24 protein-coding genes are annotated in these 24,232 nt (G+C 59.4%); 9 read left to right on the forward strand and 15 right to left on the reverse strand.

Annotated elements, in window-relative coordinates; translation table 11 throughout:
• Nucleotides 1–15: 15 nt before the first annotated feature.
• The 9 genes from RXV86_RS06155 to RXV86_RS06195 all read right to left on the reverse strand — a co-directional run bounded on the left by RXV86_RS06155 (nt 16) and on the right by RXV86_RS06195 (nt 7,778).
• Nucleotides 16–492, reverse strand: a complete 477-nt coding sequence (locus RXV86_RS06155; RefSeq protein ID WP_316298312.1) for a YIP1 family protein — start codon at nt 490–492, stop codon at nt 16–18.
• 25 nt (nt 493–517) lie between these two features.
• Nucleotides 518–1,810 (reverse strand): Fe-S cluster assembly protein SufD, encoded by a 1,293-nt coding sequence (gene sufD / locus RXV86_RS06160; RefSeq protein ID WP_316298314.1) that lies wholly within the window; start codon nt 1,808–1,810, stop codon nt 518–520.
• Nucleotides 1,810–2,565: a Fe-S cluster assembly ATPase SufC gene (gene sufC / locus RXV86_RS06165; protein ID WP_316298316.1), complete on the reverse strand. Its 756-nt coding sequence runs from the start codon at nt 2,563–2,565 to the stop codon at nt 1,810–1,812. The genes sufD and sufC overlap by 1 nt, the downstream gene beginning before the upstream one ends.
• A gap of 93 nt (nt 2,566–2,658) precedes the next feature.
• A complete protein-coding gene (locus tag RXV86_RS06170) occupies nt 2,659–3,183 on the reverse strand; it encodes a hypothetical protein (protein ID WP_316298318.1) in 525 nt (174 codons plus the stop codon).
• A 138-nt stretch (nt 3,184–3,321) separates the two neighbouring features.
• Nucleotides 3,322–3,753 carry a hypothetical protein gene (locus RXV86_RS06175; RefSeq protein ID WP_316298320.1) on the reverse strand — a complete coding sequence of 144 codons (432 nt, stop codon included), beginning with the start codon at nt 3,751–3,753 and terminating at the stop codon, nt 3,322–3,324.
• Entirely contained in the window at nt 3,750–4,652 is a 903-nt protein-coding gene (locus RXV86_RS06180; protein ID WP_316298321.1) for an FkbM family methyltransferase, read from the reverse strand. The genes RXV86_RS06175 and RXV86_RS06180 overlap by 4 nt, the downstream gene beginning before the upstream one ends.
• 26 nt (nt 4,653–4,678) lie before the next feature.
• Nucleotides 4,679–6,202 (reverse strand): Fe-S cluster assembly protein SufB, encoded by a 1,524-nt coding sequence (gene sufB, locus RXV86_RS06185; protein ID WP_316298322.1) that lies wholly within the window; start codon nt 6,200–6,202, stop codon nt 4,679–4,681.
• 19 nt (nt 6,203–6,221) lie between these two features.
• Nucleotides 6,222–7,265 carry an aminotransferase class V-fold PLP-dependent enzyme gene (locus RXV86_RS06190; RefSeq protein ID WP_316298323.1) on the reverse strand — a complete coding sequence of 348 codons (1,044 nt, stop codon included), beginning with the start codon at nt 7,263–7,265 and terminating at the stop codon, nt 6,222–6,224.
• A 39-nt stretch (nt 7,266–7,304) separates the two neighbouring features.
• Nucleotides 7,305–7,778, reverse strand: coding sequence for an Rrf2 family transcriptional regulator (locus RXV86_RS06195; RefSeq protein ID WP_316298324.1), 474 nt, complete (start codon nt 7,776–7,778; stop codon nt 7,305–7,307).
• Nucleotides 7,779–7,974: 196 nt separating this feature from the next.
• Between RXV86_RS06195 and RXV86_RS06200 the strand changes: the two genes are divergently transcribed.
• The 3 genes from RXV86_RS06200 to RXV86_RS06210 are packed head-to-tail and all read left to right on the forward strand — an operon-like array spanning nt 7,975 to nt 9,516.
• Nucleotides 7,975–8,628 carry an alpha/beta hydrolase gene (locus RXV86_RS06200; protein ID WP_316298325.1) on the forward strand — a complete coding sequence of 218 codons (654 nt, stop codon included), beginning with the start codon at nt 7,975–7,977 and terminating at the stop codon, nt 8,626–8,628.
• The gene (locus tag RXV86_RS06205; protein ID WP_316298326.1) at nt 8,628–8,876 is read left to right on the forward strand and encodes a hypothetical protein; all 249 of its coding nucleotides are present in this window, start codon (nt 8,628–8,630) and stop codon (nt 8,874–8,876) included. Before RXV86_RS06200 ends, RXV86_RS06205 begins: the two co-directional genes overlap by 1 nt.
• A 58-nt stretch (nt 8,877–8,934) precedes the next feature.
• Nucleotides 8,935–9,516 carry an HD domain-containing protein gene (locus RXV86_RS06210; RefSeq protein WP_316298327.1) on the forward strand — a complete coding sequence of 194 codons (582 nt, stop codon included), beginning with the start codon at nt 8,935–8,937 and terminating at the stop codon, nt 9,514–9,516.
• Nucleotides 9,517–9,578: 62 nt separating this feature from the next.
• Here the strand turns inward: RXV86_RS06210 and mfd are convergent, their stop codons facing one another.
• Together mfd and RXV86_RS06220 are read right to left on the reverse strand one after the other, a co-directional pair.
• Entirely contained in the window at nt 9,579–13,043 is a 3,465-nt protein-coding gene (gene mfd / locus RXV86_RS06215) for a transcription-repair coupling factor (RefSeq protein WP_316298328.1), read from the reverse strand.
• 6 nt (nt 13,044–13,049) lie between these two features.
• Entirely contained in the window at nt 13,050–13,574 is a 525-nt protein-coding gene (locus tag RXV86_RS06220) for a component of SufBCD complex (RefSeq protein ID WP_316298329.1), read from the reverse strand.
• Between the two features lie 141 nt (nt 13,575–13,715).
• Here RXV86_RS06220 and hemB point away from each other — a divergent pair, with 141 nt between their 5' ends.
• The gene (gene hemB, locus RXV86_RS06225) at nt 13,716–14,711 is read left to right on the forward strand and encodes a porphobilinogen synthase (protein ID WP_316298330.1); all 996 of its coding nucleotides are present in this window, start codon (nt 13,716–13,718) and stop codon (nt 14,709–14,711) included.
• A 75-nt stretch (nt 14,712–14,786) separates the two neighbouring features.
• Here the strand turns inward: hemB and RXV86_RS06230 are convergent, their stop codons facing one another.
• A complete protein-coding gene (locus RXV86_RS06230; protein ID WP_316298331.1) occupies nt 14,787–15,449 on the reverse strand; it encodes a hypothetical protein in 663 nt (220 codons plus the stop codon).
• A 241-nt stretch (nt 15,450–15,690) separates the two neighbouring features.
• Here RXV86_RS06230 and RXV86_RS06235 point away from each other — a divergent pair, with 241 nt between their 5' ends.
• The 3 genes from RXV86_RS06235 (at nt 15,691) to RXV86_RS06245 (ending at nt 19,640) form a co-directional block, all read left to right on the forward strand.
• The gene (locus RXV86_RS06235; RefSeq protein WP_316298334.1) at nt 15,691–16,254 is read left to right on the forward strand and encodes a YSC84-related protein; all 564 of its coding nucleotides are present in this window, start codon (nt 15,691–15,693) and stop codon (nt 16,252–16,254) included.
• 218 nt (nt 16,255–16,472) lie between these two features.
• Entirely contained in the window at nt 16,473–19,217 is a 2,745-nt protein-coding gene (gyrA, locus tag RXV86_RS06240; RefSeq protein ID WP_316298336.1) for a DNA gyrase subunit A, read from the forward strand.
• A gap of 72 nt (nt 19,218–19,289) precedes the next feature.
• The gene (locus RXV86_RS06245; protein WP_316298338.1) at nt 19,290–19,640 is read left to right on the forward strand and encodes a DUF6614 family protein; all 351 of its coding nucleotides are present in this window, start codon (nt 19,290–19,292) and stop codon (nt 19,638–19,640) included.
• A 28-nt stretch (nt 19,641–19,668) separates the two neighbouring features.
• Here RXV86_RS06245 and RXV86_RS06250 read toward each other — a convergent pair whose 3' ends face one another.
• Genes RXV86_RS06250 through RXV86_RS06260 form a run of 3 tightly spaced genes read right to left on the reverse strand, consistent with a single transcriptional unit; the run spans nt 19,669 to nt 23,078 of the window.
• Nucleotides 19,669–21,144, reverse strand: coding sequence for a carboxypeptidase M32 (locus tag RXV86_RS06250; protein WP_316298339.1), 1,476 nt, complete (start codon nt 21,142–21,144; stop codon nt 19,669–19,671).
• 3 nt (nt 21,145–21,147) lie between these two features.
• Nucleotides 21,148–22,287 (reverse strand): heme A synthase, encoded by a 1,140-nt coding sequence (ctaA, locus tag RXV86_RS06255; RefSeq protein WP_316298341.1) that lies wholly within the window; start codon nt 22,285–22,287, stop codon nt 21,148–21,150.
• Nucleotides 22,288–22,337: 50 nt separating this feature from the next.
• The gene (locus tag RXV86_RS06260) at nt 22,338–23,078 is read right to left on the reverse strand and encodes an RNA methyltransferase (protein ID WP_316298343.1); all 741 of its coding nucleotides are present in this window, start codon (nt 23,076–23,078) and stop codon (nt 22,338–22,340) included.
• A 134-nt stretch (nt 23,079–23,212) separates the two neighbouring features.
• Here RXV86_RS06260 and RXV86_RS06265 point away from each other — a divergent pair, with 134 nt between their 5' ends.
• Together RXV86_RS06265 and RXV86_RS06270 are read left to right on the forward strand one after the other, a co-directional pair.
• The gene (locus tag RXV86_RS06265) at nt 23,213–23,542 is read left to right on the forward strand and encodes a TfoX/Sxy family protein (RefSeq protein ID WP_316298344.1); all 330 of its coding nucleotides are present in this window, start codon (nt 23,213–23,215) and stop codon (nt 23,540–23,542) included.
• Nucleotides 23,543–23,604: 62 nt separating this feature from the next.
• Complete coding sequence (locus tag RXV86_RS06270; protein ID WP_316298345.1) at nt 23,605–24,225, forward strand: thiamine phosphate synthase; 621 nt, start codon at nt 23,605–23,607, stop codon at nt 24,223–24,225.
• Nucleotides 24,226–24,232: the final 7 nt, after the last annotated feature.

The raw sequence follows: 24,232 nt of genomic DNA on the forward strand, positions 1-24,232 counted from the left end.
CAATCGATATTCATGTTAATGCCTCGCCTCGATCAGACCCGAGAGCCAGAACCAGAGAAAGGCCGCCAACCAGATCACTCCAACCAGTGTCAGGCCCGGCCCGGGACCGGCAAACCCGGCCATCAACCCCCAAAGCAGCATCACTGGCCCGGTTGCCAGCAAAGCCCAGAACAACGCAATCCGCGCGCCATAGGGCGTGCCGTGACCGCCAAGAGCGCGACTGATGAAATGGCTGATCAGCGCTAGAGTGTAAAACACCAGCGGCATAATCAGAAGCCAGGCAAACAGCGTCGCGCCCAGATTCACGTTCAGCTCTTCACCGTTCAGATGGGCCTCACGCGACAGGCGCGGCCATTGTGCAACGAAGACAACGATACAGCCCACCATCAAGGTGATCAGCGCCCTATCCTCGCGCACGCCCGCGTCGAGAATCCGTCGGATCACCCGGCGCGGGCCGCGGTAGGTCGCGGCGATATCGGCTACGATCGACATCGTCAGTTGCCCCTTCCCTTCCTGCCTAGTCGCGACGGTGCCGCGCCAACCAGCCTTCCAGCCGACCGACGATCTCGTCACGCATGCGTTCGTCTTCGATCTCATCCACCGCTTCGGCAAGGAAGGCAAGAGTCAGAAGGTCGGTTGCGTCGTTTGTCGGCACTCCGCGCGAACGCAGGTAGAACATTGCCTCCTCGTCGATCGCACCGCTGGTCGAGCCGTGTGAACAGGCCACGTCATCGGCATAGATTTCCAGCTCAGGCTTGGCGAGGAACTGACTGTCGTCATCCAGAAGCAGCGATTGCGACTTCTGGTAGCCATCTGTCTTCTGGGCGTCCGGTTTGACCAAGATTTTGCCCTGAAACACACCGGTCGCCCCGTTGCGCAGTACTTTCTTGAACACCTGTCGGCTTTCGCAGGCCAGCGCGTCATGGGTGATAAACACGGTGTCGTCGTGGTGGAAATCACCATCTCCAAGGCAGGCACCTGCGACATGGGCCACCGCATCATCGCCGGTCAGCTCAATCACACATTCATTGCGTGTCAGCATCCCGTTGACGGTCAGCGTGAAGCTTTTGAACGTGCTCTCCTGGCCCAGCCGGGCAAAGATATGCGTGGCGGCGCGGCGTTCATGATCGCGGCCCTGGGCCCGGACATGGTGGAACGCAGCATTGTCAGCCACGTCCACTTCCAGAACGGTATTAAGGCGTGCCGCGCCGGGACCGTTTTCCAGGAGTGTCAGTTCAGCGCCCTCTTCCAGCTTGACCAGGTGATGCATCACCGCGTCCGAGTTGTCGGACCGGTGCAGATAGACCAGGCTAACGGGCTTTGCCGCCTGCCCGGTGACGCGGATCACCGCACCATCCGCCGCCAGTGCTGTGTTTAACACTGCCAGCGGGCGGTCTACCGGGGTCTGACCGGCGGTTTCCAGCGTGCCGTAGAGGTCTTTGGCCCAGTGGATATCCTTGGCGCCAGCGTCGCCAAGACGCTCGATTTCGATCCCAGCTATCTCAAGCGGGTCCGACGCGTCGGCATCAAACACGCCATCGACAAAAACCACCTTGAGCCGGTCGATCTCATCAAAGACCGGGGCTTCATCGTGATCGAACACCGCCGCCTTTGGCGCATCCGCCTGCGTCAGGGTGTCTGGCCGGGTGTACTTCCAATACTCGTCACGCCGTCCGGGCAGGCCCATGTCACGCAGTCGGGCCAGTGCGTCCTCGCGCGCCGTCGTGATCCACGCACCCCCTGCGGGCAGCGACGCCCCATCAAGCCGCGTTGCCGCAGCCTCTTGTTTTGCCTTGCGAATCGCGTTCATTACGCCACCTCGGCCAGGATGTCGGCATAGCCGTTATGTTCCACTTCCAGCGCCAGCTCGGGACCGCCGGTTTTGACGATGCGGCCATCGGCCATGATATGCACCACGTCCGGTTTGATGTGATCGAGCAGGCGCTGGTAGTGGGTGATCACAAGGAACCCGCGCTCGGGCGAACGCAGCGCGTTCACGCCTTCCGACACCAGTTTCATCGCATCCACGTCCAACCCCGAGTCGGTCTCGTCTAGGATGCACATTTTAGGTTCCAGCATCGCCATCTGCAGGATCTCGTTGCGCTTTTTCTCACCGCCCGAGAACCCCACGTTGACCGGGCGTTTCAGCATGTCAGCGTCGATCTTCAGCGTCTTGGCCTTGGCACGGATCACCTTGAGGAACTCGGTTGCGCTCATCTCTTCTTCGCCGCGTGCCTTACGTTGGGCGTTCACCGCGGTGCGCAAGAAGGTCATGTTGCCAACGCCGGGAATTTCCACCGGGTATTGAAAGGCAAGGAACAGGCCCATCGCTGCGCGTTCCTCGGCCTCCAGCTCCAGCAGGTCCTCGCCATCGAGCGTGGCCGAACCGCCGTTCACCTCGTAGCCGTCACGGCCAGACAGAACATAGCTGAGCGTCGATTTACCCGACCCGTTCGGACCCATGATCGCATGAACCTTGCCGGGCTCGATTGTCAGATCGACACCTTTGAGGATTTGTTTGTCCTCATCTTCCAGTTTGACCTTCAGGCCCTTGATTTCCATCATGTCGCGTTCCCTTTCATGTAACGCGTGCACGGGCGCGACCCGATGGCGGCACCCTGCACGGAGTTTTCGAATTTGTGTTTGAGTTTCGAGCGATCAGCCCAGCGTAAACACCATGTCGCGGAACTGCGCCGTATTGGGTTTCGTGCTGGCAAGAACATTGGCGACCCAGTCGTAGGAAAACACCTGCGCCCATAAATCGGGTTCCAGATGCACAAGGTTGTGCATCAGGCCCAGCATTGCCACCAACCCGGCAAGGCTTAGCACCATGTGCGTCTTGTGGCTGAGACTGAAGAACAGCCGGCAGGTGAAGATCAACGCCAGGGCCAGCATCACCTCGCCACCCAGGATATAGTCTGGATGCGAGAATTCCTCGGGAATCTCTCCGATGCTGAACGTGGTGAACTTGGCTGCGACAAACGAGAGGGCCCCAACCGCCAGTGCCAGGGGCGTTTTCACCACCCAACCGGTGCAGGTCCCTTTGGCCTGACGAAGCGCTTTCCGGGCGCCGATGATCTGCCGCTCGTCTCCGGTCAGCATCTCGGTAATGCCGGTTCCCCGGGCCTCGATGCGATGGATGCGCGCCGCAAACTCCGAATGTCCCTGTGCCGATGTGGCCATTACAAGCATCCACTCCCCAGCGGGTCCCCCAAGCAGGGTCTAGAGGCAGAATGCGGCAATCGCTTGACGAAAGGATGAAAAACCCGGTCGTTAACGAGCAGTTTTGCCCGGCAGGATATGACACACAAACAGTTTGCATCAGTCTTTGATCATCCTGCTGAAAAGCCGGGCAATCGCGAACCCCGCCAGGATGCCGCCACCGACAGCGTACATCGGGTTGATCTGTGCCATGGGGAACCCCTGGACCAGGCCAATGCCGGCCAGACCGCCAAGCGCAGGCAGTACGAAAGGAAACCATGACAGAATCGTCTGACCACGACTCATCGGAGGCGCGGCCACGGTTGCGTGCCGGATGTGCTTGAACAGCGACAAGTCCAGCTCGACCAGGAAAGCATCTCCGAATTGGTCATAGTCGAACTCAACCATGACGCTTTCGACCGGTGTGCCGCGCAGCTCGACAATCCGCCCCTGCGCCCCTGCGGGGATCTTCATGCCGAGGTTGGCAACATCTTTGACCAATTCGATGACATCGTATTGCCGCGGCTCAATGCGTGCTGTTTCACCTGTCATTGTGCGGCCTCCATCAGCTTCAAAGTATCCGGCAGCGTGCGGAAATAGCGGGTCGGGATACCATCGCCGACGACATTGCGCTCGGCCAACTCACCCAGGCAGGCCAACACCAAGTCGAAGCTCTGGAACATCGTATCGGCGGCCAGGGCCAAGTGCATCAGTTGCACATCGCTCAGCGTATCAAGTTGATCGGCCGCTCGAACATAGATCACATCGCCATCCACCAGCTGGCTGTTATGAGATTTCGGCGCAAACTGTTTGCGCAGCGGGTTGCGCACCTGCGCGTGATGCAGCGCGGTGATCTTGTGCAGAACAAACCCCATCTTGTGCAAGAGCGCGTCCACGTCCCGCCATTGCGGCGCGCCGTCATACATCGGGTAGAACCCGACTTCGGGGATAATCACCACGGCTTCGGACAGAACCTTCTTACCTGACTTAATCGCCTCGTATTCACCGCCCTGGATGTCAATCTTGAGCACATCGATCCGGTCCAGGCCCTTGACCTTGTCAAGGCCCGTCAGCGTCAGCGGGATTTCCTCCAACTCGGGACGGTTGATCCAGTGGAACTTGCCCAGGAACCGCGCCGCGCGCTCGGCAATCGGGTAGAGAGACGAGATCGAGCCGATCGGGTGGTTGTAAAACGTCGCCTTGCCCGGTTTGCCAATTGCCACGTTGTAGTAGGTTGAATTGGGCATATTGGCCGCGACAAGCGCGTCATACGCCTCTTCGTTGGGTTCGAACCCGACCAATTCGCAGGCCCCAGCCTGTCGCAAGGGCTCATAGGGTGGGGTCTGGTTCATGATGCGCGCTCCGACATCGGCAATCACCATCTTCCGCTCGGGCTCCAATACCCTGAGCAGAAGCGCGGTGTGCTTCCCGTCGGTTGCGATCTTGGCCATTGCCTTACCCTTTTCGAACCGTCGGATTAACCGACCGAACCTTCCAGCGAAATCGCCACAAGCTGTTGCGCTTCCATGGCAAATTCCATCGGCAATGCCTGCAGCACCTCCTTGGCAAAGCCGTTGACGATCAGGGCCACGGCCTCTTCCTCGTCCATGCCGCGCTGACGGCAATAGAACATCTGCTCGTCGTCGACCTTGGAGGTTGTCGCCTCGTGTTCTACGCGGGACGAGTTATTCTTGACCTCGATATACGGCACCGTATGCGCCCCGCATTTGTCGCCAATCAACAGGCTGTCGCACTGGGTATAGTTGCGGCTTTCCTTGGCTTTCGGATGCATCGAAACCAGCCCGCGATAGGTGTTCTGGGCCACACCCGCGCTGATGCCTTTGCTGACGATCCGCGACTTGGTGTTCTTGCCCAGATGGACCATCTTGGTGCCGGTATCGGCCTGCTGGTGGTTATTGGCAATGGCGATGGAATAGAACTCGCCCTGGCTTTCGTCGCCGCGCAAAATGCAGCTGGGGTATTTCCAGGTCACCGCGGAACCGGTCTCGACCTGCGTCCACATCACCTTGGCCCGGTCGCCCCGGCAATCGGCGCGTTTGGTCACGAAGTTGTAGATCCCGCCCTTGCCGTTCTCGTCGCCCGGGAACCAGTTCTGCACGGTCGAGTACTTTACCTCGGCATCTTCCTCGATGATGATCTCAACCACAGCGGCGTGCAACTGCGCGGTGTCGCGCTGCGGTGCGGTGCAGCCTTCCAGATAGGAGACATAGGAGCCCTTGTCGGCAATGATCAGCGTACGTTCAAACTGCCCCGTATTCTCGGCGTTGATCCGGAAATAGGTGCTCAGCTCCATCGGGCAGCGCACCCCCGGCGGCACGTAAACGAACGACCCATCTGAAAAGACAGCCGAGTTCAGCGTCGCATAGAAATTGTCCGACACCGGCACCACAGAGCCGAGGTATTTCTTGACCAGTTCGGGATGCTCACGAATGGCTTCGCTAATCGAGCAGAAGATCACGCCTGCCTTGGATAGTTCCTCCTGGAATGTCGTGCCCACGGAAACGGAATCAAACACTGCGTCCACAGCTACCTTGCGACCTTCGGCAGGGGCTTCATCGGCGCCTTCGACACCGGCCAGGATCATCTGCTCCTTCAGTGGAATGCCCAGCTTTTCATAGGTCGCCAGCAGCTTGGGATCGACCTCGTCGAGCGACTTGGGCTTTTCTTCCATGCTCTTGGGGCGGGCATAGTAATAGATGTCCTGGAAGTCGATCTCGGGGTAATCCACCATCGCCCAGGTGGGTTCCTCCATCTGCTGCCAGCGTTCGAACGCGGCAAGGCGCCATTCGGTCATCCATTCCGGCTCGTCATTCTTGTCGGAAATCAGCTTGACGATATCAGGGGACACACCCTTGGGGGCGTATTCCATCTCGATCTCGGTTTCCCAGCCGTATTTGTACTTTTCGCCAAGCGAACGCACCGCCTCGACGGTTTCCTCCTCGACACCTTCCTTGACCTGTACCTCGTCCGACATTGTCAAACCCTTCCGTCCTGTTCGCTCACGCCCGTCTGGCGTTGAATTTCTCGTAGGCTCGGCCCCATGCCTCGGCAAAGGCCAACACTTCATCTCTCGTTGTCTCAAGACCCAGCGACACGCGAACCGCGCTTGCCGCCGTAACCTCGTCATATCCCATCGCCCTCAGAACCCGGCTCGATTTCACCTTGCCTGAGGAACAGGCCGACCCCGCGGAAATCGCGAAACCGGCCAGGTCCATCTGCATCACTTGCGTCTCGCCCTTCCATCCCGGTGTGGCATAACACGAGGTGTTGGGGAGTCGCCCTGCAGAGTTCCCGACAAAAATAGTCTTATTAGAAATATCCGCAATAGATGATTCTAGAATATTTCTAAATTCAGCCACTTCTTCCCAGCGACCTTCCGCCACATCCCGCGCCGCTGCCTCGGCCGCCGCGCCAAACCCGGCAATCCCAATCACATTCTCGGTGCCTGCCCGGCGGCCCATCTCCTGCCCGCCACCTTTCAGGATAGGGTTGAGGTCGCTGCCCCTTCGCAGAACAAGAGCGCCAATACCCTTGGGACCACCCAGCTTGTGGGCCGAGACTAAAGCCATCACCGAACCAGAGCGCAGAAATTCGACACCGATTTTACCGAAGGCTTGGGTCACATCCGACACGGCCAGCCCCTCAGGTAGATTCTGGATCACACCGGTTTCAGAATTGGCAAGCTGCAGGGTACTGTTTGCCGGATTGTCCGGCCTAACAGCACCTTCCGGGTCAACCGGCAAATCAACTTCAATCCAATTACTTACGGCGTCATGCTCAACCGCAGCGCCGTGAAAACCACGCCCTTTCAACGCCAGCGCCGCCGCTTCCGTCGCACTGGCACAGAACACGATCTCGGCTCCATCAGCCCCAATTGCTCGGGCCACCTTGCCCCGCGCCGTCTCAACCAATGCCTTGGCCGCGCGCCCCTCGGCATGCACGCTCGACGGGTTGCCAACCACATCCATGGCAGCAATCATCGCCGCCCGCGCCTCGGGGCGCAAAGGCGTTGTCGCGTTATGATCCAGATAAACCCGGGTCATTTCACAACCGCCCCCGGCTCTCTTTCTTTGCAAAAATACTCAATTCCCGTCCTCGTCCTCATCGACCACGGCAAAGATTCCGGGCACCGCCGGACAGGGCGCCAGCGTGTTCTCGATCACGTCCGACAGACGCGCCTGATGCAGATAGACATAGACATGCGCGCTCAGCCCCTCCCACAACCGATTGGTCAGGGATTGCGCCTGGCTGCCGGACATGCCGCCCGAAGCGCCTGCGCCCTTGTGCATTGCGTCCACCGTCTCATCGACCGCTGCCAGCACGTCGACCACCCGGATTTCACTGGTTGGCCGGGCCAGCCTGTAGCCGCCCCCCGGTCCCCGAACCGAGTCCACCAACCCCGCCCGGCGCAGCTTGACAAAAAGCTGCTCAAGATACGGCAGAGAAATATCTTCGCGCTTGGACACCTCGCCCAACGTGACCAGTGTGCCTTCGGGTTGAAGCGCGATATCGGTCAGGGCCACCATCGCGTAGCGCCCCTTGGTGCTCAATTTCATGCTTTCCTCTCCCTTGAGGTGACGCAAACACCCAAAATCCTTGGGAATTCATTGACCTTGCGCGGGCACTCCACTATCTCGAATGGGCTGACCCGCACCGCACCCGGTGTCGGGGGCAGTTTGGAATTGTTCTAAAGTGTCCGATAAAATTCGTCAAGAATAACTCGGCCAACCCGCGAGGAGACGACATCAGCCCATGCCCGAGGTGATTTTTCCCGGACCCGAAGGCCGCCTCGAAGGCCGCTACCACCCGCAACCCGAAAAAGACGCACCGATTGCCATCGTTTTGCATCCGCACCCGCAATTCGGCGGTACGATGAACAACAAGGTGGTCTACAACCTGCACTATACCTTCTACAACATGGGCTTCACCGTTCTGCGGTTCAATTTCCGTGGTGTGGGCCGGTCGCAGGGCGAATATGATCAGGGCGTGGGCGAACTCTCTGACGCCGCCTCGGCGCTCGATTACCTGCAGTCGATGAACCAGAACTCGAAGCATTGCTGGGTCGCGGGTTTCTCATTTGGCGCCTGGATCGGCATGCAGCTTCTGATGCGCCGCCCGGAAATCACCGGTTTCATCTCGGTTGCGCCGCCGGCCAACATGTATGACTTCTCGTTCCTGGCGCCCTGCCCGTCCTCGGGTCTGGTGATCAACGGCACCGCCGACCGCGTCGCACCGCCTGCCGACACCACCGCGCTGGTCAACAAGCTGCACGAACAAAAAGGCATCACTATCACCCACACGGAAGTCGAAGGCGCCGGGCATTTCTTTGAAAATGATCACATGGACACGCTGACTGGCACGGTGACGGACTATGTGAAACGGCGGCTGACGGAGAACACCCGCTAATGTCAGGAACCGCCGAAAAGATCGCCTCGGACTTGGCCGACAAGACCGTGGCTATCATGGAGAAAACCGGCGAGGACCGTCTGCACTACGAGGTCGCCAAGGTGCTTGGCGCCTCGTCGCAGACCCTGGAAGAGGCTTACCTTACCGAGGTTCGCGTCCGCATGGCCGGCAAGGCGGCGGGCGAGTTTCTCAAGGACAAGGTCAAATCTTTGGCGGCTGAGCTGAAAAAATCAGGTTCCGGACAATGAGCAATGCCGCGACAGCATATCGTGCTGTCGCCTTATTGGATCTTGCCGGGGTCAACCGATGAGTGACCGTCTCACCGCCCAGATGGCCTTTCTCAACGAGGCCTGCCGTCTGAAATCCGTCATTCGCGGCACCACACTCTGCGATGGCTCTCGGTACGAAAACTCGGGCGAACACAGTTGGCACATCGCTCTCTATGCCATGACACTGGGTGAACACGCACCCGAGGATGTGAACATCAGCCGCGTGATTCGGATGCTGCTCTTGCATGATCTCGTCGAAATCGACGCCGGCGATGCTCCCATCTTTGGCGACCATGACCCCGCTGAAATGACAGCCAAGGAAGACGCCGCCGCCAAACGCATCTTCGGCCTTCTGCCAATAGATCAGGCTGCAGCATTCCGCGCCCTTTGGGATGAATTCGAAGCAAACGAAAGCCCAGACGCGCAATTCGCAAAATCGCTCGACCGATTCCAACCGCCCAATCAGAACCTCGCCTCCGGCGGTGGTTCATGGGTGGACTATGGTACTGACTACGAAACCTTCGAGGCCCGGGTTGGCAGCAAAATCGAAAACGGTGCGCCGGGGTTGTGGAACTGGTTGAAGCCGCACGCGTTTGGCTGGTTCAATTCCAATCGGTAACCCCCTATAAAAATGTACGATTCATCCTCATTTCACCGAAGTTGCCTGTCAGGGCGAAAGAGCTATTTCGCCTTCTTCTTCTCGGCCACGACCTTGGCCGCCAGATCACGGGCAATGGCATAGGCACCCTTGATCTTGTCACTGTCGTTCTTCCAATCGCGGCGAATGACGATCTTGTTGTCGCGGACCTTGGCCAGCCCACGCTGATCCTGGATGAACTCGACAAGCCCCTGAGGTGACGCGAACTTGTCATTGTGGAATTGGATCGTCGCCCCGCGCGGGCCACCATCGAGCTTGGCGATGCCGGCCTTCTTGCACATCTCCTTGATCCGCACGATCAACAGAAGCGTGTTGACCTCTCGCGGCAGCTTACCGAACCGGTCGATCAATTCCGCCGCGAATCCTTCCAGTTCAACTTTGTTATGCAAACCACTGAGACGGCGATACAATCCCAGGCGAACGTCAAGGTCAGGCACATATGTATCGGGGATCAAAACCGGTACCCCCAGATTGATCTGTGGCGCCCAATGCTCGTCGGTCTCGGTCAGGCCTTCCATCTCACCTGAACGGATCTTGGCAATCGCTTCTTCCAACATCTGCTGGTAAAGCTCGTAGCCCACGTCGCGCATCTGCCCGGATTGTTCTTCGCCCAACAGGTTGCCTGCGCCGCGAATATCGAGGTCCTGGCTGGCCAGCGTAAACCCTGCTCCCAACGTATCAAGCGATCCCAAAACCCTGAGACGCTTCTCTGCTGCAGGTGTCAGCCGCGCGCGCGTCTTGGTGGTCAGATAGGCATAAGCCCTTGTTTTCGAACGCCCCACGCGTCCACGAATCTGATAGAGCTGCGAAAGTCCAAACATGTCGGCGCGATGCACAACCATCGTGTTGGCGGTGGGAATATCAAGGCCGGACTCGACGATGGTTGTTGCCAGAAGCACATCGTATTTACCGTCGTAAAAGGCATTCATCCGCTCATCGAGTTCACCCGCTGCCATCTGCCCATGAGCGATGACGTAGGTGACCTCGGGCACCTGCTCGCGCAGGAACGCCTCGATCTCGGGCAGGTCGGAAATGCGCGGCACCACGTAAAAACTCTGCCCGCCGCGGTAATGTTCACGCAGCAGCCCTTCCCGGATGGTGATGGCGTCGAACTCGCTGACATAGGTGCGGATCGCCAGCCGGTCGACGGGCGGCGTGCCGATGATGGACAAGTCCCGCACACCCGACAGCGACAATTGCAGGGTTCGCGGGATCGGCGTGGCCGTGAGCGTCAACACGTGCACATCCGATTTCAAGGATTTCAGCCGCTCCTTGTGGGCAACGCCGAAATGCTGTTCCTCGTCCACAATCAACAGGCCCAGATCCTTGAAGCGAATATTCTTGGCCAATAGCGCGTGGGTTCCGACCACAATGTCGACGGTTCCCCTAGTCAGACCATCGCGAGTCAGGTTCGCGTCGCGCGCACTAACGAAGCGTGACAAGGGTCTGATATTGATCGGAAATCCCCGAAACCTCTCCGAAAAACTCTTGTGGTGCTGGCGCGCCAAAAGGGTGGTCGGCGCAATCACCGCCACCTGCACACCGGACATGGCAGCGACAAAGGCGGCGCGCATTGCCACCTCGGTCTTGCCAAAGCCCACGTCACCACAAACCAGCCGGTCCATCGGCCGGCCTGCGATCAGGTCATCGAGTACATCCTCGATCGCCTTGAGTTGATCGTCGGTTTCCTCATAAGGGAAGCGCGCCGCGAATTCCTCCCAGGCGTGGTGCTGCGCCTCAAGCGGCGGGGCCTTGCGCAGCTCACGTTCGGCCGCCACGCGGATCAGCCGCTCGGCCATCTCGCGGATACGTTCTTTTAGCTTGGCCTTCTTGGCCTGCCATGCGCCACCGCCCAGCCGGTCAAGCAGCCCCTCGTCATGGCCGTATTTGCTGAGCAGCTCAATATTCTCGACCGGAAGGTAAAGCTTTGATGCCTCGGCGTATTCAAGCATCAGGCACTCGTGGGCCGCTCCGGCAGCCGTGACAACCTCCAGTCCCATGTAGCGGCCAATTCCGTGATCCACGTGCACCACAAGGTCGCCCGGCGACAGGGATTGCGTTTCGGTCAGAAAATTCTCGGCCCGGCGTTTCTTGCGCGGCGCGCGGATTAACCGATCGCCCAGCACGTCCTGCTCGGCAATTACCGTCAGTTGCCCATCACCCCAAGGTGCGACGAACCCGGCCTCCAGCGGCCAGACCGCCAAGTGCAACCCGCGTTTGTGCAACCCGCCCATGTCGCGCAACGTCACCGCGCCAATCAGGCCCTCGTCTTCCAGAAGTCCCTCGATCCGCTCGCGTGCCCCTTGGGAATAGGACGCAAGCAGCACCGGACCTTCGGCCATACGTGCTTCAATATGATCTTTCAGAGCACTGAAAAGATTGATGTTTTCAATTTGTCGTTCAGGTGCAAAACTGCGCCCAATCCGTCCACCCGCATCGGCCACCCCGGGGCCCGAGGCCTGCGGCAGGGAATGCAACTGCACCATTCGGTGACCATGAATCGCCCGCTCCCACGCCGCATCGTCCAAATACAATTGCTCAGCCGGAACTGGTTTATAAACCGTATCGAGCCGCGACTTTTCCTTAAGCGCAAGCGCGCGGGTTTCATATTGATCAGCAACGCTGTCCCACCGCGCCAACCGTTGCGGCGTCAGGGATTCATCCAGCGTTATCGCTGCCTCGGGCAGGAAATCGAACAGGGTTTCCAGCCTGTCGTGGAAAAACGGCAACCAATGCTCGATCCCGGCATGTTTGCGCCCCGCCGTGACCGCTTCGTAAAGCGGATCATCGGTGCCGGCCGCGCCGAACTCGATGCGGTAGTTCTGTCGGAAGCGCAGGATTGCAGGATCATCGAGGATCACCTCGCTGACCGGGGACAGTTCCACCTTGTCGAGTTTCTCGGTGGTGCGCTGGCTGATTGGATCGAACCGGCGTGCACCATCCAGGATATCGCCGAACAGGTCCAGCCGCACCGGGCCCGCGTCGCCTGGCGGGTAGATATCGATGATGCCGCCGCGAATGGCATAGTCGCCGGGCTCCATCACCGTGGGCGATTGCGAGAACCCCATCCGCACCAGGAAATCGCGCAAGGCACCTTCGTCAATCCGATTGCCGACATGGGCGACAAAGGCCGCCCCGCGCAGCACCTCACGCGCGGGCAGGTATTGCGTTGCCGCATTCAGGGTGGTCAGCAGGACGAAGCGTTTTGGCATCGCCCCGGCCGCCAGCCCCGCCAGCGTCGCCATCCTGGCGGCGGAAATATCGGCGTGTGGACTGACGCGGTCATAAGGCAGGCAATCCCAGCCGGGGAAGCGGATCACCGCCGCATCGGGGGCAAAGAAGCGCAGCGCTGCTTCGGTCGCCGCCATGCGTTTGTCATCACGCGACACGTGGCAGACCGCACCATGGGTCTGCATCTCGCGCAGAATTAAGCTGGCATCAAACCCCTCGGGCGCACCGCCCAGCGTGATATGTCGCTCGGTCCCCACGGGAGATCAGCCAAACGGGCCAATGTTGAGATTTTGGAACATTCCCCAGAGCGCGGTGATGAAAATCGAGATCATGCCGATCACCTGGGTTATGATCCGATGCTTGAGCAGGCGACGGTAAAGCGCCTCACCAACCTCTTCATTTTCCTGGATCAGACGCGCCGTATTCAGGCTGAGCGCGCCAACCAGGGTCATCGGAAAGGCCAACAAGAACACCGCCTGGCCGAATTCGAAGGCATAAAAGAACCCAAGCCCGGCCAGAAGCGTCAGGAAAAAGCAGGCAAAACCCAAAAGCCACAGACCGGAAATCCGTGCGATATAGAGCAGGCGGTTGGTATAGATGCGGATCAGGTCTTCGAGGTCGGCCTCGTATTGGCCGCCTTCACGCCGAGCACGCAGCACCATGTCCCACGGCACCCCCAGCACCCAGTGCGAGGCCGTCGACCACACCACGGCAAGCGCAATCCAGAACCAAAGGTTCGAGAAACTGCGCATGTCGATCAACGTGAATACGGAATCGTACCAGTCCAATCCGGTGGTCCTCGGTCACTTGCCTGCGTTCTGGCTGCTGTCATAACGCCGCTTTGCGGCAATTCCTACCCTTGAAGCGGAGTGGGTATCCATGCCATCCCTCGCGGGTCAGATCAACATCCGATCACGTGAGGAAACCCCATGCGTCCCGTTCAGGCCCCCTACCCCCTTACCCGGCTGCGCCGCACCCGCCAATCGGAAGCCGTTCGCGCCCTGGTGCAGGAAAACGAGCTTTCGGTGAATGACCTGATCTGGCCGGTCTTCATTTGCGATGGCGATGGGGTCGAACAGGACGTGCCGTCGATGCCCGGGGTCAAGCGCCGCTCGGTCGACCGGATTGCCGAAGCTGCCAAAGAAGCCCAAGATCTGGGTATCCCGGCGATCTGCCTGTTTCCCTATACCGACCCGTCGCTCAAGACCGAAACCTGTGAAGAAGCCTGGAATCCGGAGAATCTTTCGAACCGCGCCACCCGCGCCATCAAGACCGCGGCGCCCGATATCGCAATCATGTCGGACGTGGCCTTGGACCCTTACAATGCGCTTGGCCATGACGGGTTTGTTGTCGATGGCGAGATCGTCAATGACGAAACCGTCGACGCGCTCGTTAAACAGGCTGTGGTCCAGGCCGAGGCCGGTGTCGATATCATCGGACCCAGCGACATGATGGATGGCCGGATCGGCGCAATCCGCGACGCGCTCGAGGACAAGGGCTTCACCAACACGATGATCCTGTCTTATGCGGCGAAATACGCATCAGCCTTCTATGGCCCGTTCCGCGATGCGGTCGGCGCGTCGGGGGCGCTCAAGGGCGACAAGAAGAGCTACCAGATGAACCCGGCCAATTCCGACGAGGCCCTGCGCCTGATCGAGCGCGACCTGCGCGAAGGGGCCGACATGGTGATGATCAAGCCTGGCATGCCCTATCTCGATATCTGCCGCCGGGTGAAGGACACGTTCGGCGCCCCAACATTTGCTTATCAGGTCAGCGGTGAATACGCGATGATCATGGCTGCTGCGGGGAATGGCTGGATCGACGGCGACACGGCGATGGTGGAATCGTTGATGTGCTTCAAACGCGCTGGCTGTGACGGCATTCTGACCTATTTCGCCCCCGCCGTGGCGCGCGCACTGGCATAGCAAAAGGCAGTGTCACCAAGTAGCTGCAGAGCGCGCGATCACCGTCGCGCGCCTAGGGAAGTCGGACAATTGCCGTCATTTCCGGGCTCTTACCTTCAGACTTTGCATGACTTTTTTCGCATCCCGTTCAAAACCTGCTGACCGTCTCTGCAACTTGTCGAAGTGAAAGCTTTTGTATTCGATCCGGACACCGGTCATCGTGTTTGATTTGCCGTGCAGCAAAAAGCACCTGACACCCGTGTTGTCCAGCCTGCCCGTCTTGCCCAGAACCGGCCCGGTGAAATCAAAGTCATAGGACAAACACGCGGTCATCCCCTTGGATTTGGCGTAGGACGCGTTGATCCCTGATTTCGCCAGAACGATCTTTTGTCCGGGGGCTGTTTCAATGCTTATCGCGCGTTTTTCGATAGCCCTCAGAATGGCGCGGAGATACCCATCAGGATTTCCGGCAAACGTGCGTTCCTTCACTCCGAACTGCTTCAGAACCGCCGACTTATCATATGAAACGACTTCCAACGAAACGCCTCTTTGCGCGCCATCCTTCAGCACGAATTGACAGGTCTTCATTTCCTTGTTGGTCAATTTGCGATCCGTCATCATTTTGCAGGAACTCGGTACCTGAACGGTTGCTGTCATCAATTCGTCCGTGTTGTGCCGCAAGGTTTCGGCGCTCAATGCCGCAGGGAGCAGCAACGAAATGGCCAGAATGCGTCCTGACCAATGAGAAGACAGTTTCATTTCCCTTGCACCTCCTCCGATGCACCACGCTCACAGCCAATTCTAGCCGAGGCCCCCCTGGTCTGCCGTGAGATGCATCAAGGCTGGAGATCATGGGCGAAACCGACGGTTAGGGCGACAGTTGCAGTAATCCGCCAGTGCGTTCGCAAGATAGTGACAGCCGCCTCGCATCGCCCTATAGTGCACGCAATAACCGGGAAACCCGGATCACAAGCAGTCAGGCAAAGAGACAGGCAAAACCATGACATCCTTCACACGGCGCGGCTTCGCGCTTTCTCTCGCGGCAGCCGGTACGGGCGGCCTGAGCGCATGCGGTAACGGCGTCGGCTCGAACGGCGGCGCCAAGATCGACGCCCGCGTCAATCAGACACTGAACTATCTACATACCAAATATCCTTCCACGGTCGAATTGAGCCAGAAGTCCCACGGCATGCTGGTCATGCCGTTGATCACCGAAGCCGGTTTCGGTTTTGGCGGCGGCTATGGCCGCGGCGCGCTGCGCGTAGACGGCGTTACGGTGGACTACTACTCGGCCACCAAAGGCAGCTTTGGCCTCCAAATCGGCGCCCAGCAATATGCTCACGTGCTCTTTTTCATGACCAACGAGGCGCTGATGAAGTTCCGCCGTTCCCAGGGATGGGCCGCAGGTGCGGATGTGGAATACGTGGTCAAGGACCAAGGCGGCAACATTCGGGTCGAGACCACCACCACGACCTCGCCGGTTCTGGCGGTCATCTTCGGTCAGGCTGGCCTGCATCTGGGCGCCACGCTGGAAGGTGTGAAATACACGCGGATCATTCCCTGATCCCATCACGATGCCGCCCGGTATCCACTACCCGATCCGTCGTGAATTTGGAGTTGCGCATCCCCTCGGAGCACAGTCACAAATTCGCGGCGGATTATTGCACCGATTTCGTTGTGAAAAAGGCCCCGCCAGGCGCGCGCACCATTGCGCGCAACATGCTGTCTCTGATATAGATCAGGCAACAAAATATAGAACATGACAGCGAACAGGCACCTCACGTGAGCGACACGCCAGAAACACCTGAAAACGAAGAAGAAAATACGCCTGAACGTCCGGTGTATGACGGCCCGACGATCTCGATCACTGACGAGATGAAATCGAGCTATCTCGACTATGCGATGAGCGTGATCGTCAGCCGGGCGATTCCGGACCTGCGCGACGGGCTCAAACCGGTGCACAGACGCATTCTCTACGCCATGCAGGAAGGCGGCTATACCCACGACAAGAGCTATCGCAAGTCGGCCAAATCGGTGGGTGATGTGATGGGCTCGTATCACCCGCATGGTGACAGCGCGATCTATGACGCGCTGGTGCGAATGGCACAGGATTTCTCGATGTCCCTGCCCCTGATCGACGGTCAGGGCAATTTCGGCTCGATGGACGGCGATAACCCGGCGGCGATGCGCTATACCGAGTCTCGGCTCGATAAATCCGCCACTGCGCTGTTGTCGGACCTCGACAAGGACACGGTCGATTTCCAGGACAACTACGACGGCAAGGAAAAGGAACCCACCGTCCTGCCGGCGCGGTTCCCCAACATGCTGGTCAATGGTGCCGGCGGTATTGCCGTGGGCATGGCGACCAACATTCCGCCCCATAACCTGGGCGAGGTCTGTGATGCCACGCTGGCGTTGATCGACGACCCTGATCTGACCACGGAACAGCTGATCGAGTACATCCCCGGCCCCGATTTTCCCACTGGAGCCATCATGCTGGGCCGGGCCGGTGCGCGAAAGGCTTACCTCGAGGGGCGAGGCAGCGTGGTGATCCGCGCCAAAACCCATATCGAGGAAATCCGCAAGGACCGCTGGGCGGTTGTCGTCGATGAGATCCCCTATCAGGTGAACAAATCGGTCATGGTCGAGCGTATCGCAGAAGCGGCGCGCGACAAGAAGATCGAAGGCATTTCCCACGTTCAGGACGAATCCGACCGCAACGGCGTACGTGTGGTTGTCGAATTGAAACGCGACGCCACCGCCGAGGTAGTTCTGAACCAGCTGTTCCGCTTCACCCCGATGCAGACCTCGTTTGGCTGCAACATGCTGGCGCTGAACGGTGGCCGTCCGGAAACCCTGACGCTGCGCAAATTCCTTACGTATTTCATAGACTTCCGCGAAGATGTTGTAGCCCGGCGCACCGCGTTTGAATTACGCAAAGCGCGCGATCGTAGCCACGTTCTCTGTGGTCTCGCCGTTGCCGTAACCAATGTCGACGAGGTGGTCGCAACCATCCGTGCATCCAGCACCCCTGCCGAGGCGCGCACCAAACTGATGGAGCGTCGCTGGCCTGCGCACGAGATTGCCGACTACATCCGCCTGATCGACGATCCAACCCACAAAATGAACGAGGATGGCACCTACAATCTCAGCGAACGCCAGGCCCGTGCGATCCTGGATCTTCAACTTCAGCGTCTGACCCAATTGGGCGTCAAGACGATCACTGACGAACTTGAAGAATTGGCAGTTAAGATCAAGGAATACTTAGAAATTCTTGGATCGCGCGAACGCATCATGGAGATCATCGCCAACGAACTGCGCGAGGTTCAGAGCCAGTTTGCCGTACCGCGCCGCACCGAGATCGTCGACTGGTCCGGCGACATGGATGACGAGGACCTGATCGAGCGTGAAGACATGGTCGTGACGGTGACCTCGGGCGGTTATATCAAGCGCACCGCGCTGGCCGATTTCCGTGCCCAGAAACGCGGTGGCAAGGGCGTGTCGGGCATGGCCACCAAAGAAGAAGACGTGGTCACCACGCTTTTCGTGGCCAATACTCATACGCAGCTCCTGTTCTTCACCACCGATGGCATGGTCTACAAGCTCAAGACCTGGCGTCTGCCGATGGGTGGGCGCACCGCCAAGGGCAAGGCCATCGTCAACATCCTGCCCATTCCCACCGGGGTTTCCATCGCCGCGATCATGCCGGTCGATGTGCCGGAAGAGGAATGGAACGACCTGCAGATCGTCTTTGCCACCTCGGCCGGCGACGTGCGTCGTAACCGTCTGTCGGACTTCACCAACGTGAAATCCAACGGAAAAATCGCTATGAAACTACCTGAAGAAGGTGATGTAAGCCTTGTAAATGCAAGGATTTGTTCAGAAGGTGACGATGTTATGCTCGTCACCAATTCAGGCCGCGCGATCCGCTTCCCAACCACGGATGTGCGGGTCTTTGCGGGCCGTAATTCCACGGGTGTGCGCGGGATCAAGCTTCAGGGCAAGGACCGTGTCGTCTCAATGTCGGTGATCCGCCATTTCGAAGCCGAAGCGGACGAACGCGCCGCTTACCTCAAGATGCGCCGCGCCATGGCAGGCCTTGCCGATGATGCCGAGGTTTCGGACGAAGATGCGGACGCCAATGCCACCATCAGCCCGGAACGCTATGCCGAAATGTCGGCCGCCGAAAACCTGATCCTGACCATCACCTCGGGTGGCGCTGGCAAGCTCAGTTCGTCCCTTGACTACCCCGTGCGCGGCCGGGGCGGCATGGGTGTGGCGGCGATGGACAAGGCGATGCGCGGCGGCGAGTTGGTGGCCTCCTTCCCGGTCGAGATGGAAGACCAGATCATGCTTGCCACGTCCAAGGGACAATCGATCCGTGTTCCGGTCGACGGCATCTCCTTCCGCTCACGCAGCGCTGGCGGCGTCAAGGTGTTTGACACTGGCAAGGGCGAGGTGGTGGTCTCGGTCGCCTGGATCGCCGATCAAGGAGATGACGACGAAGAAAACGGTGCAGAAAACTGACGCGTTTTTACCTTGTTGTAACAAGAATCGTGCAAGCCTCGGAGGAAACAACCTCCGGGGTTTTTTGTTTTGATGAACCTTTACACCTGCTCAATCGACCTCAAGGACGACGCCAAGGCATTGTCTTTTGCCCATGCGGTGTCCGAATGGATGGAGTTTCTTCAGGCTCAGGGCACGATCGGGAACTGGCACCTGTTTCGACGCAAGCTGAATCTGGCCTCGGATTCGCATCGCGATTTCATCCTGCATATCGAAGTGGAAAACCTGGCCCAACTGGACCGCGCTTTTCACCTCTCGGGAAGCAATGACGAAGACATCGCCACGCTTTACCGGGCCGTGCACACTCTAATTCACGAAGAAGAGTTCGGCCTTTACCGTCCCTTCCCCGATCCCCAGCGGGCGGAACGGATGGCGATTGTGTAGGGTGACACCTTCGCTACGCATCGAACCGTCACAAATCGTACATCTCCCCAAATTTGGCCTCAAGGTAGTCCAATAACGGCCCCTCGGACGGCTCCGTCCCCGCCGCCTGTGCAATCACTTCGCGCGGGCGGTACAATCCGCCATGTACCTGTATCTTGTCACCCAGCCACTCGGTGGCTGGTGCCGTTTCACCCTGCGCCAGCGCATCATCCAGATTGGGCACCGCCCGGCGCAGCGCTTGGTGCAGGCATCCGGCATAGACATTGCCCAGGGAGTAGGTCGGGAAATAGCCAAACAGTCCCACGGACCAGTGCACGTCCTGCAGACAGCCATTCGAGGGCTTGTCCACCGCGTAACCGAAATCGGATTCGAACCGATCGTTCCACGCAACCTCGAGATCCCCAACGGCCAGATCGCCGGAAATCAGCGCCCGTTCCAGATCGAACCGCAACATCACGTGCAGGTTGTACTGCACCTCGTCGGCCTCGGTCCGGATATAGCCGGAATGTAACCGGTTAACCGCGCCATAAAACGCGTCTTCGTTCTCAACTCCGAAATCGCCAAAGCTCTCCCGCATCTGCCCGAACAACCAACCGGTGAAGGCCCGTGAACGCCCCAGCTGATTCTCGTAAATCCGGCTCTGGCTTTCATGCACCCCCATCGAGACACCGCAGCCCAGTGGTGTAAACCCATGTTCCTGCGCAATATTCTGCTCGTAACAGGCATGGCCAACCTCGTGGATTGTCGAATACAGACAATTGAACGGATCATAGGCACTGGTCCGGGTGGTAATGCGCACATCGTTATGTGATCCGGATGAGAACGGATGCACAGCCTTGTCGATCCGCCCGCGGCTCATGTCATAGCCAAAAGCCTTGGCCAGCTTGCGCGCCAGCTTCATCTGCGCTTGCTCGTCAAACGTCCCGGTCAGCGCTTTGGGTGGCTCGGCGGCCAACGCCGCCGCCCGCAAGGCCACCAGCCGTGGGCGCATCGCATCGAACATCGTCTGCAGATCGGCGGCTTTGGCTTCGGGTTCGTAATCATCCAGAAGCGCGTCATAAACATCGCCACCTTCGGCGAGCGCTGCGCCTTCCTCGCGTTTCAGCGCTACGATCTCTTCCAGCAAAGGCAGGAACCGAGCCACATCCTCGTCGGCCCGCGCCTCGGCCCAATGCCCTTGCGCCCGACTGGTCAGATGCGCCAGCTTGGTGGTCAGCGCCTCCGGCACCCGTGACATGCGCTCATAAGAGCGTCTAATCAGCCGCAGATTGGCCTGTCCTGCAATGTCGAGCGTCTCGGTATCAATTGCCGCCAGCCACTCTCCAATGCGCGGGTCGGTGCGCCGTGCATGCAAAACCGCCTGCATAGCTGCACTTTCATCGGCCCGCTGATGCGCTGCGCCACGCGGCATCACCGTCTCCTGATCCCACCCCAGCCGCCCGGCCACCTGCGCAAGCGCCCCGGTCTGGCGCTCGAACGCCATCAAGTCGTCGTAAGCTGTCATGATTTACCCCCTGACCGACTGGACCGTCGGATATTGTGCCGCAAATCGGGCCCGTATGATCAACGCCCAAACGGCAATTGCGCCAATCTGATGCAGAATCGCCACCTGCCAGGGCGCCGCCGTAACAACGGTATAGATGCCCAAGCCCAGCTGGATCGCCACGGCCGCAGCCGCGGCGGAAAACGCCACCTGTGTGATGCGATTGGCGCTGTTGCGGCCCTTCATCCAGGCCATGAAGGTAAAGACCGCCAGCAGATAGCCCACAACCCGGTGAATGAACTGCACCAGCCCGGGGTTCTCAAAGAAATTGCTCCACCACGGATCCAGCATGAAGGGTCTCGGCGGCACCACCTGCCCGCCCATCAGCGGCCAATCGGTGTAAGAGCGCCCGGCGCCGATCCCGGCCACAAGTGCCCCCAAAAGGATCTGTAAAAAGGCAAAATGCATCCACCCGGTGCCAAGCGAAAACAGCCTGGCCTCACGCAGCCGCCGTGCCTGCATCAAATCGCGTTCTTCGCGGCCCAACAGCATCACGTACCAGGCAATGAAGCCAAGAATGACGAACGCCAGCCCAAGATGCGTTGCCAAACGATAGCTAGCCACATCGGTCATCGACCCGGTCAACCCGCTGGCCACCATCCACCAGCCAATAAAACCCTGCAGCCCACCAAGACCGCCAATAAGAACCAGCCGCCCGGTCCAGCCTGTCGGGATCTGCTTGCGGAACCAGAAATGCAGGAAGCCTAGGAACCAGACCAATCCGATCACCCTACCCAGCTGACGATGTCCCCATTCCCACCAGTAGATGCCCTTGAAATCCTCCAATTTCATCCACTTGTTCTCGATCTGGAACTCCGGGATCGCCTGGTATTTGGCAAATTCCTCTTCCCAGGCCTCGACACTCATCGGCGGCAGCGCCCCGGTGATCGGTTTCCACTCGGTGATACTCAGCCCGCTATCGGTCAGCCGGGTCAGTCCTCCGACGATGATCATCACCACCACCAGCGCAAACAAAACCATCAGCCAGGCCCGGATCGTACCTCGCGCATCCCCGCGACCGGCGTCGATCATGCCACCACGGGTCGGGGCCGGGGCCTGTTCCCCCTCGCCCACCTCTTCGAAAATCGAGCGTTTCTCCGCCATGACCCTGCCTCCTTGAATTCCCGCCAATCTATGCCGCCGTTAACCGGGCTTCAACGGTTCTTCCAACGCACCATCTGGCGCATGATCCCGTGCAGCATCTGCACGTCTGTCCCGGTCAGCCGCATCCGGCTCCACAGGTTGCGCAGGTTCAGTTTCATGCTGGCCGCCTTGTGCTCGGGGAAAAAGAATCCGGCCTCCTCCAGCCGTTCCTCGTAATGCGCCGCAAGTGCTTCGATCTCGCGCCCATTGGCCCAGTCGCCCTTGGCCGGCTCGTCCAGCATATGGGTTACCTCTCCCGTGGCGCGCATCCATTCATAGGCGGTCAGCAACACGCATTGTCCCAGGTTCAGCGAGGCATAGACCGGGTTCACCGGCACCGAGATGATCGCGTTTGCCTTGGCAATATCCTCGTTCTCCAGTCCGGCTCGCTCGGGCCCGAACAACACGGCCACTTTCTCGCCGCCCGCAATCCGCTGCGCCGCCTCTTGCATTGCGTGCTCGGGGCTGAGCACCGGCTTGGTCAACTCGCGCGACCTTGCGGTGGTAGCGTAGACATAGGTGCGGTCTTCCAAAGCCCCGGACAGGTCATCAAACAGCCCGGCCTCGTCCAAGAGCCGCCCGGCACCACTGGCCATTGCAACCGCCCTCTCGCTGGGCCAGCCATCGCGCGGCGCCACCACCCGCATTCGATCCAGCCCGAAGTTCCACATCGCACGCGCCGCCGCCCCGATGTTTTCACCCATTTGTGGGCGCACCAGAACAAAGGCTGGTTGAGGTTTTCCCGTCGGCATCTTGATCCTCCAAACTCCTGCGCCGGATACTAGACCCGCCCGGCTTGGGAAACCCCCTGCCCCTCTTTCTTGGTAAAATACTCATTTGAGCAGCCCAGCATCCGCGCTACGCTAACGGGAAATGGGAGGCGCACATGGCCTATGACGAAGGACTTGCGCAGATGATGCGTGACGATCTTATCCATCTCGACGGCATCACAGAGAAAAAGATGTTCGGCGGGCTGTGTTTCTTGCTCAACGGCAACATGGTCTGCGGCGTACACAAGGGAGGCGCCATGTTTCGCATCGGCAAAGAGCGCGAAGCTGCGGCCATGGCCATAGACGGGGCCCGCCCTATGGATTTCACCGGCCGCGTCATGGGCGGCTTCATAGATGTCGAAGAAAGCGCGATGAGCAATGACGAAAGCCGCGCTCAATGGACGTCGATGGCCGTGGACAACGCCGCGACCCTTCCACCAAAGTAATCCCTTGGCGCGGCGCGGTTTTTCGCGCTATAGCGGGTGCGACTTGATCCGAGGAGCCCCCCATGGACGCGCCCGAGCAGCCGCAGCTCTACCTCATCACTCCGCCCGAGATCGAACTCAGCCGTTTTCCCGATCAGTTGGGCGCGGTTCTCGATGCTGCGGAGATCGCCTGCGTCCGCCTGGCGCTCAGCAGTCATGACGAAGACACGCTCTGCCGCACGGCCGATGCGCTGCGTGAAGTGACCATCGCTCGCGACGTGGCATTGGTAATCGAGCGTCATATCCTGCTGGTGGAACGGCTGGGGCTTGACGGCGTGCACCTGACCGATGGTCCGCGTTCCGTACGCAAAGCGCGCAAGGAGTTGGGCCAGGACGCCATAGTCGGCGCATTCTGCGGCGCCTCGCGTCACGATGGAATGACAGCCGGTGAATCCGGTGCCGATTACATCAGCTTCGGCCCTGTCGGCGACACACCACTGGGTGATGGAACCGTGGCCGAACGCGACCTGTTTGAATGGTGGAGCGCGATGATCGAGGTTTCGGTGGTCGCTGAAGGCGCATTGGACGTCGAACTGGTGGCGACCCTCGCCCCGGTCACCGATTTCTTCGGTATCGGTGACGAGTTGTGGCTGGCCGACGACCCGGTTGCCACCCTCAAATCCCTGACTGCACCAATCGCGTAGGGCGGGC

Origin of the sequence: Aliisedimentitalea sp. MJ-SS2 (genome assembly GCF_032586155.1) — a bacterium.
In the GTDB taxonomy this organism is placed as follows: domain Bacteria; phylum Pseudomonadota; class Alphaproteobacteria; order Rhodobacterales; family Rhodobacteraceae; genus JAWHTC01.